Raw genomic sequence first — 14,097 nt, 5'->3', positions numbered from 1 at the left:
GTCCCTCGACGGCTGCCAGTTAGCTAGTCTGGCCAAACCGGTTGACGCTTCTCCATAAATGCGGCCATGCCTTCTTTCGCGCCGTCGAGCTGCGCCGCGCCAGCCATTACTTCGAGCGCGATCCCGTAGGCGTCGTCCTCCGGGCGATCGAGCTGAGCGTACAGCGTTTGTTTCCCCAACGCCTTGCTTACCCGGCTACCTCTAGTGGCTTTACTAAGTAGTTGGTCGATCGCCGCGTCGAGTTCGGTATCGGGTACCACCCGGTTCACCAAGCCCCAGTCGAGCGCCGTGGCGGCATCGATCGGATCGCCGGTCAACGCCATTTCCATCAGCCGCTTGCGGCCGACCGCCCGCGCCACCGGCACCGCGGGCGTATGGCAGAACCAGCCGCCCTTACCGCCGGGCAGGGCGAATCCCGCCGATTCGGCGGCGACCGCCAGATCACAGGAGGCGACCAGCTGGCAGCCGGCCGCGGTGGCAAGGCCATGCACCCTGGCGAGCACCACCTGCGGTACGGATTGGATAGTGCGCATCAACCGGGTGCACAGCTGCAGCAGATCCCTGAGCTGCGCGAGGTCCCGCGCGGCGACATCGCCAAAGTCGTGTCCGGCGGAGAACACCGGCCCCTCACCGGCGAGCACGATGCCCGTCGCGGACGTCTCGGCGACCTCGGTGAACGCGGCAAGCAGCTCGGCGAGATGGTCGTAGGTCAGCGAATTGCGCCGGTTCGGCCGATTCATCGTGATTCGCGCGGTCGGCTCGTCGGTTTTGACGGTTATATGCTGATACTCGCCCATACTGGCACTCTATAAGCGCGACAACCCCTGGCAATACCAACGCAGGGCAAGCAACCCAGGGCAATACCGTTGACCGGCCAACACCATCGACAGCCCGGCTAGGCTGGACTACGTGCCTCAGCAGTTGTTTCCGTTTCTCGCACTCGTCACGGTACTGACCGTCACGCCCGGCCCGGATATGGCGCTCGGTTTGCGTAACGGGGTACGCGGTGGCGCGCGTGGCACCTGGTGGACCGGCCTTGGCTGTTGCGCCGGGCTCGTGGTGCACGCCAGCGCGGCGATTCTCGGGCTTTCCGCACTACTCGCCGCATCCGCGACCGCGTACACGGTGGTCAAGTTCGCCGGCGCGGCCTACCTGATCTATCTCGGCGTGCAGGCCCTGTGGAACTCCAGAAAAGCCATGGGGAATTCCAGAAAAGCGATGGGGCATAACGCCGAAACCGCAGCCGAGCAAGCGACGGACGAGCACCCGCGAACCGGCTTGTCCCGCTGGGTAGCGTTCCGGCAGGGGCTGCTGAGCAACATCCTGAACCCGAAGATCGCGGTGCTGTTCCTGTCCCTACTTCCCCAGTTCGTCTCGCCGAACGAGCCCCGGCTGACCACCTCGGCGTTGCTGGCCACCGTCTTCCTTGTGGTGGCCGTGCTGTGGTGGCGGATCTACTCACTGCTGGTTGGCACGGTGGGCCACCTGCTGACCAGGCAGCGAGTGCGCACCGTACTGGACCGGATCACGGGCACCGTGCTCGTCGCGCTCGGCCTCCGGGTGGCGCTCGACTCCACCACCTAGCACGCTCCGTGACCGCGCTGCTGAGGGATCTCGCGGTTCAGGTTTCGTCGATCACGGAGCGGAGGAAGGACTGGGTTCGCTCGTGCCTCGGCTCGTTGAACATCTCCTCCGGCGGGCGATCCTCGATGATCTTGCCCTGGTTGAACATCAACACCCGGTGTGACACGTCGCGGGCGAACTTCATCGCGTGCGTCACCAGCAGCATGGTCACATCCGTGGTCTTGGCGATATCCCGGAGCACGTCCAATACCTCGGCGGCCAGCTCGGGGTCCAATGCCGAGGTGACCTCGTCAAGCAGCAGAACATCCGGATCCACGGCGAGCGCCCTGGCGATCGCGACCCGCTGCTGCTGACCACCGGAGAGCTGCGAGGGATAGGCGTCCAGCTTCTCGCCGAGGCCAACGAGGGCGAGCAGCTCCTTGGCCCGCTCGGCGGCCTCATCCTTGGGCTTGCCGAGGACATGCACCGGCGCCTCGGTGACATTGCGTAGTACCCGCATGTTCGGGAACAGGTTGAACTGCTGGAAGACCATCGTGATCTTGCTACGCACCCGGCGAATATGCGATTCGCTCGCGGTCACCAGCTGGCCGCCGCGCTCCTCGTGGAACAGGTACTCACCGTTCACCGAGATCGTGCCGGAGTCCGGCCGGAGCAACGTCATCAGCATCCGCAGGATCGTGGTCTTGCCCGAACCACTTGGTCCGATCAGTGTCACCCGCTCGCCCGCGCCCACGCTGAAGGACAGGTCGTCCAGCACCACATTCGACCCGAACCGCTTGCTCACCTCGGCGAACTTGATGAACTCGCCGTTGCCGTCATGGGCCCGCACCGGCGCTGCGCTTGTCGCTTCGGTCATCGGTTCTTTCGTCCCTTCCACAGACCAGCCTCTGGTCACACCCGCACCGTGCCGTACCGGCGCTCCACGATCCTGCCGAGGTATGACAACACGAACGCGGTGACCAAGTACAGCACGCCGGCCATCGTGATGGCTTCGAATGGGCGGAATGAATCCGCGAAAATGCCTCGTGCCACGGTAAACGGCTCGGCGACGGTGATCGCGACGAGCTGCGGCACATCCTTGAACAGTGCGATCAGGTAGTTACTCAGCGCGGGCAAGGAGCGCGGGACCGCCTGCGGCAACACGACACTCGTCCACGTCCGGCGAGCCGGCAGGTTCAGCGCCGTCGCGGCCTCCCACTGGCCGGCTGGCACCCCGTCGATGCCCGCCCGGTAGACCTCCGACGTGTAGGTCGCGTAATGCACGCCCAACCCGACGATTCCGGACGCCAATGGCGAGAGCTGTACCCCGAAGTCCGGCAGCACGAAGAACAGGAAGAACAACTGGACCAGCAGCGGGGTGCCCCGGATGAACTCGACGATGAAGCCGATCGGCACCCTGATCCACGCGGTCTTGCTCCGGCGCAGGATCGCGAAAACAAGGCCGAGCACGAGCGCGAGCAAGAAACCGAAGATGGTGGCAAGCAGCGCCGTCCACAAACCATCGAGCAGGTCCGGCATCATGCTGCCGACGTAGTCCCAGTCCCAGTTCATGCCGGCACCTCCGACCTACGGCGCAGCCGGGTCCACCAGCCGGGGTCTGGCTGCCTGCCGACCGAGCGGGCCGCCCTACGCTCGAGCAGCCGCATAATGATCGTGAAGATCAACGCGAGGGCGCCGTACATCACCAGCAGGCCACCGAATACCGCGGCCGCCTGACCATTACCGCTCCAGATCAGCTGCCCGTTGAAGGCGAGCTCCGGAATGGACACTACGGATACCACGGCCGACGCCTTGAGCAACTCGATGATGTTGTTGGAAAACGGCGGGATCATCGCAACCAGCGCCTGCGGCAGCACCACTCGGCGCATCCGCTGCCACGAGCTGAAGTTCATCGCCAGCGCCGCTTCGTACTGGTTGACCGGAACGGACTGGATGGCGCCGCGCACGATCTCGGCAGCATAGGCGCCGATGTTCAACCCGAGCGCGACCATCCCAGCGAATACCGGCTCGAACTGCCAGCCGAGCATCGGCATCGCGTAGACGAACCAGAAAGCCAGCACCAGCACGGCGGCACCGCGAAAGAACTCGACGTACACGAAGCCGATCGCCCGCAGCACCTTCGACGAGCTGACCCGCGCCAGACCGGCGAGGAACGCGAGCACGAGGCCGATCGCGGCGCCGCCGAGCGTCAGCCACAGGGTGAACAAGGCACCGTCGACAAGCAAACCAACCTGTTCGCCAGACATGGATCACTCCCTCATGACGCCGGTGCCCGGCAGAGCTCGTTCGCGGTCAGCTCGGTCATCTCGGCCTCGGTGAAACCGAACGGGCGCAACGCTTCGAGCAGCTCACCGTTCTCTTTCATCTTCGCCAGCTCGGTATTGAACGAGTCCACGATGTTCTGTTGATCCGGCAGGAACGCGAACCCACCCGCGGTGTACTGCGGCTGACCGTTCACGACCGGGGTAAAGGGTTTGGTGATCTCCAGGTTCGCACCGGGATTCTTGGAAAGCACGTCTCGCAGCGAGATCGTGGTCAACGCGAAGCCATCGATTCGTCCGGTGCGCACCGCTTCCAGTCCACTTGGTTGGTTCGCCAGCTCGGTGATCGCGCCTTCGGGAACTCCACTCGAGATCGCGTAGTCCCGCTCCACCGCGCCAATCAGCGTGCCGAGCCGGAAACCGTCCTCGTTGGCCACATCTCCGAAGCTCTGAATCCCTTTCGGATTGCCCTTCGGCACCAGGAATGCGGCCGGGGCGGCGAACTCCGGATTGGTGAAAAGGACCTCGGCGCAACGTTCCGGCAGGATGGCCATCCCCGCACCGACCACATCGAACAGTCCAACTTTGAGTCCGGCGATCAGTGAGCCGAACTCGGACGGGATCGGCTGAATATTCGGCACGCCAAGCCGCCGGAAAACGATCTTGGCAAGCTCGGCGGCCTCTCCGGTGATATCCGCGTTGTCGTCGATATAGCTGTATGGCGCCTCATTCGCGAAACCCACCCGTACCGTGCCGGACTGCCGCAATCGCTCGAGCAGGGTTCCGCCGTTTGGCTCATCGGAGAGACTGACCCGGCTACAGCCAGCGATCCCCAGTCCGGCGCCGAGCGCAATGGCCGCCCCGCCCGCCGTTCGCAGGAAGTTTCGCCGATTCCAGCTCCCCATCCGTACCTCGCTCTCGTCCACACGACGTGGTCGCCGGGTCCATCACTGAGCGTTCAGGTTGGATGAACGGTAGGCCGTCCAGCCCGCGAGGTAAAGAGCCGCGCTCCCCCATAACCGCAAGATCCCTAAACATTGCGGTTATGGCGGGCGCTAGGTTAGGTCGTTCGCCTGCCTGAGCACGGTCACCATCTCGGACATGATCTCGGTGAGCGCGTAGTCCTTGGGCGTGAACACCCTCGCGACCCCGCGTTCGCGTAGCTGCACGGCATCCGAATCCGGGATGATCCCGCCGACCACCACCGGAATGTCCTCGGCACCCGCGGCGCGCAACCCGTCCACCACCGCCGGCACGATCTCCAGATGCGAGCCGGACAGGATCGAGATCCCGACGATATGCACGCCTTCCTGCACCGCCGCGGCCACGATCTGTTCCGGGGTAAGCCGGATCCCCTGGTAGATCACCTCGAAGCCGACGTCCCTTGCCCGCACGGCGATCTGTTCGGCACCGTTCGAATGCCCATCCAGCCCCGGTTTACCAACCAGGATGCGCAGCCGCTCGCCGAGCTCCGCGCCGGTCTGCTCGACACGCTCGCGCACCTTGGCCAGTTCTTCCCCGGCATCCGCCGCGGCCGTTTCGGACACCCCGGTCGGCGCGCGGTACTCGCCGAAGGCATCCCGCAGCACGCCCGCCCATTCGCCGGTGGTGACCCCAGCGCGGGCACAGTTCAGCGTCGCCTCCATCAGGTTCGCCTCGGTCTTGGCCGCATCGCGCAGCGCGCGCAGCGCGTGATCGACCTTGCCCGCGTCCCTGCTCGCCCGCCACGCCTTGATGGCTTCGACCGCTTCCCTTTCCACCCGCGGGTCCACGGTTTCGATCGCATTGGCACCCTCGGCCTGCAGCGGGCTCGGCTCGGTGGTGTCGAAAGCGTTCACGCCGACGATGACCTCCTCGCCGGATTCGATCCGGCGACGCCGCTCGGCGAGTGAACCGACCAGCTCGGTCTTCATATAACCGCTTTCCACCGCGGCGACCGCGCCGCCCATCGCCTGCACGCGGTCGATTTCCGTGCGGGCGCCGGCCACGATCTCGTCCACCCTGGACTGAATGACCGGGGAGCCGTCGAAGATGTCCTCGTAGTCGAGCAGATCCGTCTCATAGGCGAGGACCTGCTGCATGCGCAGGGCCCACTGCTGGTCCCATGGCCGCGGCAAACCAAGTGCCTCGTTCCACGCGGGAAGCTGAATCGCGCGGGCGCGCGCATTGCGGGAGAGGGAGACCGCGAGCATCTCCAGCACGATCCGCTGTACGTTGTTCTCCGGCTGAGCTTCGGTGAGTCCGAGCGAGTTCACCTGCACGCCGTACCGGAACCGGCGCTGCTTGGGATCGGTGACGCCGTAGCGCTGTTCGGTGATTTCGTCCCAGAGTTGCGCGAAGGCACGTAGCTTGCACATTTCCTCGACGAACCGGACCCCGGCGTTCACGAAAAACGAGATCCGCCCAACGACATCGCCGAACTTCTCCGCCGGCACCTCGCCCGAATCGCGGACCGCGTCCAGTACGGCAATCGCGGTGGACATCGCATAGGCGAGCTCCTGTACCGGGGTGGCACCCGCCTCCTGGAGGTGATAGCTACAGATGTTGATCGGGTTCCACTTGGGCACATTGGCCACCGTCCAGGTGACCATATCGGTGATCAGCCGCAGGCTCGGTCCCGGCGGGAACACATAGGTACCGCGAGACAGGTACTCCTTGATGATGTCGTTCTGGGTGGTGCCGGTGAGCTTGCCGACCACCTCGTGCCAGTCCAGCCCCTGCTCGGTGGCCTGTTCCTCGGCGACGGTGATGTACAGCGAGAGCAACCACATGGCCGTCGCGTTGATGGTCATCGAGGTGTTCGCCGCGGAAAGCGGGATCTGGTCGAACAGCTGACGCATATCGCCGATATGGCTGATCGGCACCCCGACCTTGCCCACTTCGCCGCGCGCGAGGTCGTGGTCCGGGTCGTACCCGGTCTGGGTGGGCAGATCGAAGGCGACCGATAGCCCGGTCTGCCCTTTCGCCAGGTTCTTCCGGTACAGCGCGTTGGACGCGGCGGCCGACGAATGTCCGGCATAGGTCCGCATCACCCATGGACGGTCGCGCTCCCGGTCGCTCGGATACGGCACGGTTAACCTCCGTTAATCCAGCTTTCCGAACACCATACTGCCGAGTAACGGCATTGCACCGAGGCAGTAGCACAACGCACATCGATGTTTATGGTACAAACGTACCAACAGCAGCTGATAGTCGACCAAGGAGCAGCGGGTGCCGAAGATCGTCGATCATGATGAGCGGCGAGCCCAATTGACCGACGCGCTGGTGCGCCTTGCGGCCCGATCCGGCCTGCACTCGGTCACCATGCGCGCGGTCGCCGCCGAAGCGGGCGTATCGCTGCGCCTGGTGCAGTACTACTTCCACACCAAGGCGCAACTGATGCACGCCGCGCTGGCGCGACTGACCGAGCAGAGCAACCAACGCTGGGCGAAGCGGATCGCGGCGCTCGCCGAGCCGACCTCGACCCGTGGCTACCTTCGCGAGCTGCTGGCCGAGGCGCTGCCAACCGACGAACCGAGCCGCGCTTTTCACCTGGTGTGGAGCTCGTACGCGGTGCTCGCGATGACCGATCCGGAGCTCGCCGCGCAGCCCTTCATCGAGGGTCCCAACCTGCTGGAAGGCCGACTCATCGAAGCGCTCGAATCGGCACACCGCGCCGGCGAGCTACGCCCCGAGGCCGACCCCAGCACCGAAGCCGCTCGGCTGCTGAGCATCAACCACGGCCTGGCGACCAGCGTGCTGATCGGCCAGCGCGGCGCGGCCGCCGCACACGCGATCCTGAACTACCACCTCGACGAACTGTTCCCCGATAACCTTAAAGAACGCGGTCACACGCAGTCGCGACAAGATTCCTAAAGAACGCGGTTTGACTGGCGTTAGCGCTGCGGGTCACCGGTGACCCGGCTGATATCCGCGCCAAGGCTGCGCAGGTTCTCCACAAAGGCCGGGTACCCGCGATCGATATGGAACACGTCCCAGACCTCGGTGACCCCATCGGCGCACAACCCGGCAAGCACCAGACCAACGCCGGCTCGGATGTCCGAAGCCCATACCGGCGCCGAGGACAACTGCGCCACCCCACGCACCACGGCGTGATGTCCATCGGTTCGGGCGTCCGCGCCCAGCCGGACCATCTCCTCGACGAACCGGAAACGTGCCTCGAACAGGTTCTCGGTAATCATCGAGGTGCCCTCGGCAACCGCGGACAAGGTAATCGCGAAGGGCTGCAGATCGGTAGCGAAACCGGGGTAGGGCAGCGTGACGAAGTCCACCGCGAGCGGCCGTTCCCGCTGGGTCACCCGGAACCCCTGCTCATCCGGCTCGTCGAACACGGTCACCTCGGCGCCCGCGGTACGCAGCTTCTCCAACACCAGGTCGAGGTGGTGCGGATCCACCCCGCGAACCCGGATATCACCCTGGGTGATGGCCGCGGCGAACGCCCAGGTCGCCCCCACGATGCGATCCCCGATCACCCGATGCGTGGTGGGCTGCAGCGAGTCAACTCCGTGCACCGTGATCGTCGAGGTCCCTGCGCCCTCGATCTTGGCGCCCATCTGCGTGAGCATCGTGCACAGATCCACGATCTCGGGTTCCCGCGCGGCGTTGTCCACCACCGTGCTGCCCTCGGCGAGCACCGCGGCGGTGAGGATGTTCTCGGTGGCCCCGACGCTGGGAAAGTCCAGCCAGATCTGGGTGCCCTGCAGCCGCTCGGCCTCGGCCACCACGCAGCCGTGGCTGATCTCGCTGTGCGCGCCGAGTTTGCGTAGGCCGTTCTGGTGCATATCCAGCGGACGGGAGCCAATCGCGTCACCGCCGGGCAGCGCGACCACCGCCCGTTTGCAGCGGCCGACAAGCGGACCGAGCACGCATACGGAGGCGCGCAGTTTGCCCATGGATGCGGAGTCGGCGCGGTGGTTGAGTTCCGTCGGGGTGGTGATGCGCACGGTGTCACCCTCGATGGCCACCGTGCAGCCCAGGCTGCGCAGTACGTCCGCCATCAGCGGGACGTCCAGAATCTCGGGGCAGTTCGTCAGCGTCGTGGTGCCCTCGGCGAGCAGCGCGGCCGCCATCAGCTTCAGCACGCTGTTCTTGGCGCCGACGACCTCGACCTCGCCCGTCAGGCGAGCTCCCCCGTGTACCTCGAAGTGCTCACTCACAACACCCCATAATGCCGCCTGCGTCGTCGCGCTCGGACGGCAGGGCATGCAGCACACCGACGGTAGAAAACTTTCCACAAACATGCCCTAAACGGCTCCCGCAGATTTACTCCAATACGCCGCTGAACAGTGCCGGACTGGCATTGGCGGTGTTACTTATTACCCAACTAACGGCTCCACGGACTCTCGGAGTGGGTATGCGACGCACGATCGTTCTGACCATCACGGCGTTGGGCGCACTGCTGCTGACGCACACCTCGGTTGCCTCCCCCACGCACGATGCGGCGACCCCGGTCTGCGGCGCCTCGTTCCTGCCCGAGCAGCAGGGAGAGAGCTTCCAGGAGGCATTCGAGCGGGTCAACGGCTACTACGACCTCGAGTCGGTACGGCTGTTCTACTCGGGGCTGCCGAAGGAATGGCCGGGCAAACTGGACGCGGGCAACCTGCCGATGACCGTCTCGTTCAAGATGGCGCCGCAGGAAGTCGTCGACGGTCAACACGACGCGCATATGCGTGACTGGTTCGCCGGGGCACCGAAAGACCGGGACATCTACTGGACGTTCTTCCACGAGCCAGAGGACAACGTGGAGCAGGGCGAGTACACCACCGAGCAGTTCCGGGCAGCCTGGCAACACCTCGCGGGGCTCGCCAAGGAAGCGGGCAACGACCGGCTACACGCGACGCTCATCCTGATGGACTGGACGGTCGACCCCGCTTCGGGCCGGCAGTGGACCGACTACTACCCGGGAGACGAATACATCGACATCCTCGGCTGGGACTCGTACAACCAGATCGGCGGCGAAACGACCGAGTACCGTTCGCCGGAGGACATGTTCGGCGAGCTGATCAGGGTGAGCGAGCAAGCCGGCAAACCGTTCGCGATCGCCGAAACCGGCAGCGACCTGGCCACTGGTGACTCCGGTGAGCAGCGGGCGGCATGGCTGCGGGAAGTCGTCGACTATCTGACCAAGCACGGCGCGCTGTGGGTGCAGTACTTCGACGTCGACTACACCTCGCATGGCCATTCCGACTACCGGCTGCGCGATGAGCCGAGCCAGTCGGCCTGGCGGGAGTTCTGCAACAGCTAAGCTGTGCCCATGGCCGTTCGGATCAATCGGGTGTACACGAAGGTAGGCGACAGCGGTGCCACCGCGCTGGGCGACGGCACCCGGGTGCCGAAAACGGACCCCCGGCTGGGCGCCTACGCGGAGGTGGACGAGGCGAACTCGACGCTTGGCGTAGCCATCGCGCTTGGTGGGCTCAGCGAGGAGATCGCCGAGGTTATCCGCGGTGTGCAGAATGACCTGTTCGACGTCGGCGCCGACCTGTGCACTCCGATCGTGGAGAACCCGGCGTACCCGCCCCTGCGGGTCACCGAGGACTACGTCACGCGGCTGGAGGGGTGGTGCGATGACTTCAACGAACGGCTGCCGAAGCTGAACTCGTTCATCCTGCCCGGCGGCACGGCTGGCGCGGCGCTGCTGCATCAGGCACGTACGGTCACCCGGCGCGCCGAACGTGCCGCGTGGACGCTCCTCGAAGCCGATGCGGAGCGCACCAACACGCTCGCCGCGAAGTACCTGAACCGGCTTTCTGACCTGCTGTTCATCCTCGCTCGGCTGGCTAACCCGGAAGGCGATGTGCTGTGGAAGCCGGGTGGCGAGCGCTGAGCCCTTCAGACACTCCCCGTAACCGCGTTCTTTAGGGTTAGCGAGGTCAGCTGGCCCACGGGAGGCTGCGACCGGGTGGGGCCGACTCCAGCCAGGACAGAAACCCGGTCAGCGCGTCCTTGCCCATGGCTATTTCCAGGGTGCTACCACCGGAACCGTCCAGGGAGCGACAGCGCAGCACGGTCGAATCAGCCGGCATCGCGTACGCCTCGGATCGCGACGGCTCCCGCCGGTCATCGATCTCCAGCGCATCGCGCCGGATCACCCGATTAGCGCCGAGTCGCAGGCTCAGTACGCGAAACCACACGAACTCGTCGCCCCGATACCGACCGATACCCAGATGCCAGCCGCGCCCACTGTCATCCGTGCGCCAGCGCAGCGCCACATTGATTCCGCCAACCCGCAGCACGCGCAGCCAGCGCACGGCAAGCAACACCAGCAGCGCGCCGAGAACCACCAGGAGCAGCCCTAGAATCCAGGAAATGATCACCGGCGGCTCCCGCTTGTCTCGTCGCGATCAGGCCGACTGTCCCGCCGCGCGCAACCTGCCCGCGGCTCGTGCTCGCTCCGTGGCGTCCTCGTCGGTCAACGCCGCCCGCGCGGCGGCCACATCGATCTCGTCCGCGAGATCGGCCGATTCGGCGAGCACGCTGACCCCGTCACCGGTCACCGAAAGGAAGCCGCCGTGCACCGCGGCGGACATCACGTCACCGTCCACAGTGGTCACACGGACAATGCCGCCCTCGACCAGCTGTCCGAGCATCGGCTCGTGCCCCGGCAGTAGACCAATCTGCCCCTCGGTCGTCTCGGCGACGACAAAGCTGGCCTTACCCGACCACAACCGGCGCTCAACGGCGACCAGCTCAACCGCGATCTCGGCCACGCATGCCTCCTTGCTCAGCGGAGTACGTCAGCATTCTAACTGCCGTAGTCCATATGGTCCCGTAGTCCATCGGGTCTCGCCAACTTATGCGACGGTGGTGACCATCGTCCACAGCGGACGTGGCCACCACCGTCGGCAACGCGTTACTTACCGCTGATCTCGCGGTACTTCTTCTCCAGGTCTTCCAGACCACCGATACCCAGGAACGCCTGCTCCGGGTAGTGGTCGAACTCGCCCTTGGCGATCTTGTCGAATGCCTCGACGGTCTCGCTACGCGGCACCGTGGAACCTGGCTGGCCGGTGAAGGTCTCCGCGACCAGCATGTTCTGCGAGAGGAACCGCTCGATCCGGCGCGCCCTGTTCACCGTCAGCTTGTCCTCTTCGGACAGCTCGTCCATACCCAGAATCGCGATGATGTCCTGCAGTTCCTTGTACTTCTGCAGAATCCCGATCACCTGCTGGGCAACCCGGTAGTGCTCATCGCCAACGATCGCCGGCTCGAGGATCGTCGAGCTGGACGCCAGCGGGTCCACCGCCGGGAAAATTCCCTTCTGGAAGACCGAACGGGAAAGCTCCGTGGTGGCATCCAGGTGGGCGAAGGTGGTCGCCGGCGCGGGGTCGGTGTAGTCGTCCGCGGGCACGTAGATCGCCTGCATCGAGGTGATCGACCGGCCCTTGACCGAGGTAATCCGCTCCTGCAGCTCACCCATCTCGTCGGCGAGAGTTGGCTGGTAACCCACCGCGGAAGGCATCCGGCCGAGCAGCGTGGAGACCTCCATACCGGCCTGGGTGAACCGGAAGATGTTGTCGACGAACAGCAGCACGTCCTGGTTCTGCACATCGCGGAAGTACTCCGCCATGGTCAGCGCGGACAGCGCCACCCGCATACGGGTACCCGGCGGCTCGTCCATCTGCCCGAAGACCAGCGCGGTGTCGTTGATGACACCGTCCTCGCTCATCTCCAGGAACAGGTCGGTGCCCTCCCTGGTGCGCTCACCGACGCCGGCGAACACCGAGGTACCACCGAAGTTCTTGGCGACACGGGTGATCATCTCCTTGATCAGCACCGTCTTGCCCACACCGGCGCCACCGAACAGACCGATCTTGCCACCCTGCACGTACGGGGTGAGCAGGTCGATCACCTTGAGGCCGGTCTCCAGGATCTCGGTCTTGCCCTCGAGCTGGTCGAACGCCGGCGGCTTCCGGTGGATCGACCACTTCTCCAGGTCGGCGCCGTAGCCAGGCTCGTCGAGGCAGTCGCCGAGCGCGTTGTACACGTGCCCCTTGACCTTGTCCCCGACCGGTACGGAGATCGGGGCGCCGGTGTTGATCACCTCGGCGCCACGCACGAGACCGTCCTGCGGCTGCAAGGAAATGGTGCGGACCAGGTTGTCGCCCAGGTGCTGGGCGACTTCCAGGGTCACCGTCTTACGCAGCTGCTCGAACTCGATCTCGACCTTGAGCGCGTGGAAGAGCTCGGGCACCGCGCCGCGCGGGAACTCCACGTCCACCACGGGCCCGGTCACCCGCACGATGCGCCCGGACGCGGTGCTGGTAGCGGTTGCAGTCATTTAGTCATCACTTCCTGTGGCGGCAAGCGCATTGGCGCCACCGACGATCTCGCTGATCTCCTGGGTGATCTGGGCCTGGCGGGCTTGGTTCGCCTCACGGGTGAGGTTGCCGACCAGTTCGTTCGCGTTGTCCGAAGCGGCCTTCATCGCCGTCCGGCGCGCTGCCAGTTCAGATGCGGCGGACTCGAGCAACGCGGCGAAGATCCGCGTATTGATGTACTTGGGCAGTAGCGCGTCGAGTAGCGCGTCCGGGCTCGGCTCGAACTCGTAGGTCGGCAGCAGACCGGCCGGTGCTTCCTCGGCCTCCTCGTCGGCGTACTCGACCTCGAGTGGCGCGATCCGCTTGGCGACCGGAGTCTGCGTCAGCATGGACCGGAACTCGGTGTAGACCACGTGCAGCTCGTCCACGCCAAGCACGCCGTCCTCGCCGGCTACCGGCTGGCCCGAGGCGTCCACGGCGTCATCGGCACCGTGCAGGAACGACTCGACGAGCGTCTCGCCAGCCGTCGCGGCGTTCACGTAGTGCGGCTGGTCGGAGAAACCGGTCCAGGACTCAACCAGCGCCCGCTTGCGGAACGTGTAGTAGTTGAGGCCCTTGCCGCCGATCACGTAGAGCACCGGCTCCTTGCCCTGCTCGCGCAGCAGCGAGAGCAGTTCCTCGGTAGCCCGCAGCACGTTGGCGTTGTAGCCGCCACACTGCCCCTTGTCACTGGTGACCACCAGCACCGCGGCCCGCCGCGGCTGCTCCCGCTCGACGAGCAGTGGGTGGTCCAGATTGCTCGCCGCGCCCGCGAGCGCCGAGAGCACCTTGGTGATCTCGGTCGCGTACGGGCGGGAAGCCTGCACCCTGGCCTGTGCTTTACCGATGCGCGAAGTGGCGATCAGCTCCATCGCCTTGGTGATCTTGCCGATCGACTTCGTCGCTCGGATCCGCCGGCGTAGTTCGCGAAGTTGCGCGGCCATGGATTACCC

At 65.4% G+C, this 14,097-nt stretch carries 15 protein-coding genes; 4 read left to right on the top strand and 11 right to left on the bottom strand.

Annotated elements, in window-relative coordinates; all coding sequences use genetic code 11:
* Positions 1-23 precede the first annotated feature (23 nt).
* Positions 24-797, bottom strand: a complete 774-nt coding sequence (locus EV191_RS07725; RefSeq protein WP_132876245.1) for an enoyl-CoA hydratase-related protein — start codon at positions 795-797, stop codon at positions 24-26.
* A gap of 112 nt (positions 798-909) precedes the next feature.
* Here EV191_RS07725 and EV191_RS07720 point away from each other — a divergent pair, with 112 nt between their 5' ends.
* Entirely contained in the window at positions 910-1,584 is a 675-nt protein-coding gene (locus EV191_RS07720; protein ID WP_132876244.1) for a LysE family translocator, read from the top strand.
* Between the two features lie 37 nt (positions 1,585-1,621).
* On the opposite strand, the gene ehuA is transcribed toward EV191_RS07720, so the two are convergent.
* From ehuA to EV191_RS07695, 5 genes are all read right to left on the bottom strand, one after another.
* Complete coding sequence (ehuA, locus tag EV191_RS07715) at positions 1,622-2,440, bottom strand: ectoine/hydroxyectoine ABC transporter ATP-binding protein EhuA (RefSeq protein WP_132876243.1); 819 nt, start codon at positions 2,438-2,440, stop codon at positions 1,622-1,624.
* Between the two features lie 35 nt (positions 2,441-2,475).
* On the bottom strand, positions 2,476-3,135 hold the full coding sequence (ehuD, locus tag EV191_RS07710) for an ectoine/hydroxyectoine ABC transporter permease subunit EhuD (RefSeq protein WP_132876242.1): 660 nt from the start codon (positions 3,133-3,135) through the stop codon (positions 2,476-2,478).
* Positions 3,132-3,830: an ectoine/hydroxyectoine ABC transporter permease subunit EhuC gene (gene ehuC / locus EV191_RS07705; RefSeq protein ID WP_132876241.1), complete on the bottom strand. Its 699-nt coding sequence runs from the start codon at positions 3,828-3,830 to the stop codon at positions 3,132-3,134. Before ehuC ends, ehuD begins: the two co-directional genes overlap by 4 nt.
* Positions 3,831-3,841: 11 nt before the next feature.
* Positions 3,842-4,750 (bottom strand): ectoine/hydroxyectoine ABC transporter substrate-binding protein EhuB, encoded by a 909-nt coding sequence (gene ehuB, locus EV191_RS07700; RefSeq protein WP_132876240.1) that lies wholly within the window; start codon positions 4,748-4,750, stop codon positions 3,842-3,844.
* A gap of 150 nt (positions 4,751-4,900) precedes the next feature.
* Positions 4,901-6,916: a protein meaA gene (locus EV191_RS07695; RefSeq protein WP_132876239.1), complete on the bottom strand. Its 2,016-nt coding sequence runs from the start codon at positions 6,914-6,916 to the stop codon at positions 4,901-4,903.
* A gap of 139 nt (positions 6,917-7,055) precedes the next feature.
* Between EV191_RS07695 and EV191_RS07690 the strand changes: the two genes are divergently transcribed.
* Entirely contained in the window at positions 7,056-7,700 is a 645-nt protein-coding gene (locus tag EV191_RS07690; RefSeq protein WP_132876238.1) for a TetR/AcrR family transcriptional regulator, read from the top strand.
* A gap of 20 nt (positions 7,701-7,720) precedes the next feature.
* Here the strand turns inward: EV191_RS07690 and murA are convergent, their stop codons facing one another.
* Positions 7,721-9,001, bottom strand: a complete 1,281-nt coding sequence (gene murA / locus EV191_RS07685) for a UDP-N-acetylglucosamine 1-carboxyvinyltransferase (protein WP_132876237.1) — start codon at positions 8,999-9,001, stop codon at positions 7,721-7,723.
* Between the two features lie 197 nt (positions 9,002-9,198).
* On the opposite strand from murA, the gene EV191_RS07680 reads away from it, so the two are divergent.
* Both EV191_RS07680 and EV191_RS07675 read left to right on the top strand, forming a co-directional pair.
* Positions 9,199-10,089, top strand: a complete 891-nt coding sequence (locus tag EV191_RS07680) for a glycosyl hydrolase (protein ID WP_165912874.1) — start codon at positions 9,199-9,201, stop codon at positions 10,087-10,089.
* A gap of 9 nt (positions 10,090-10,098) precedes the next feature.
* The gene (locus EV191_RS07675) at positions 10,099-10,671 is read left to right on the top strand and encodes a cob(I)yrinic acid a,c-diamide adenosyltransferase (RefSeq protein WP_132876235.1); all 573 of its coding nucleotides are present in this window, start codon (positions 10,099-10,101) and stop codon (positions 10,669-10,671) included.
* Positions 10,672-10,717: 46 nt separating this feature from the next.
* Here EV191_RS07675 and EV191_RS07670 read toward each other — a convergent pair whose 3' ends face one another.
* From EV191_RS07670 to EV191_RS07655, 4 genes are all read right to left on the bottom strand, one after another.
* Positions 10,718-11,161 carry a DUF2550 domain-containing protein gene (locus EV191_RS07670; RefSeq protein ID WP_132876234.1) on the bottom strand — a complete coding sequence of 148 codons (444 nt, stop codon included), beginning with the start codon at positions 11,159-11,161 and terminating at the stop codon, positions 10,718-10,720.
* A gap of 27 nt (positions 11,162-11,188) precedes the next feature.
* Positions 11,189-11,554 (bottom strand): F0F1 ATP synthase subunit epsilon, encoded by a 366-nt coding sequence (locus EV191_RS07665; protein ID WP_132876233.1) that lies wholly within the window; start codon positions 11,552-11,554, stop codon positions 11,189-11,191.
* Between the two features lie 143 nt (positions 11,555-11,697).
* Complete coding sequence (gene atpD / locus EV191_RS07660; protein ID WP_132876232.1) at positions 11,698-13,125, bottom strand: F0F1 ATP synthase subunit beta; 1,428 nt, start codon at positions 13,123-13,125, stop codon at positions 11,698-11,700.
* Positions 13,126-14,088, bottom strand: coding sequence for a F0F1 ATP synthase subunit gamma (locus EV191_RS07655; RefSeq protein WP_132876231.1), 963 nt, complete (start codon positions 14,086-14,088; stop codon positions 13,126-13,128).
* Positions 14,089-14,097: the final 9 nt, after the last annotated feature.

This window comes from Tamaricihabitans halophyticus (genome assembly GCF_004340875.1).
GTDB lineage: Bacteria > Actinomycetota > Actinomycetes > Mycobacteriales > Pseudonocardiaceae > Tamaricihabitans > Tamaricihabitans halophyticus.
This window is presented reverse-complemented; position numbering and strand designations above follow the sequence as displayed.

Bases quoted from the DNA above. Each gene is read 5' to 3' on its own strand.
- EV191_RS07680 (WP_165912874.1), top strand. From the start codon at position 9,199: ATGCGACGCACGATCGTTCTGACCATCACGGCGTTGGGCGCACTGCTG.
- ehuA (WP_132876243.1), bottom strand. From the start codon at position 2,440: ATGACCGAAGCGACAAGCGCAGCGCCGGTGCGGGCCCATGACGGCAAC.
- atpD (WP_132876232.1), bottom strand. From the start codon at position 13,125: ATGACTGCAACCGCTACCAGCACCGCGTCCGGGCGCATCGTGCGGGTG.
- ehuC (WP_132876241.1), bottom strand. From the start codon at position 3,830: ATGTCTGGCGAACAGGTTGGTTTGCTTGTCGACGGTGCCTTGTTCACC.
- ehuB (WP_132876240.1), bottom strand. From the start codon at position 4,750: ATGGGGAGCTGGAATCGGCGAAACTTCCTGCGAACGGCGGGCGGGGCG.
- EV191_RS07725 (WP_132876245.1), bottom strand. From the start codon at position 797: ATGGGCGAGTATCAGCATATAACCGTCAAAACCGACGAGCCGACCGCG.
- EV191_RS07675 (WP_132876235.1), top strand. From the start codon at position 10,099: ATGGCCGTTCGGATCAATCGGGTGTACACGAAGGTAGGCGACAGCGGT.
- ehuD (WP_132876242.1), bottom strand. From the start codon at position 3,135: ATGAACTGGGACTGGGACTACGTCGGCAGCATGATGCCGGACCTGCTC.
- EV191_RS07655 (WP_132876231.1), bottom strand. From the start codon at position 14,088: ATGGCCGCGCAACTTCGCGAACTACGCCGGCGGATCCGAGCGACGAAG.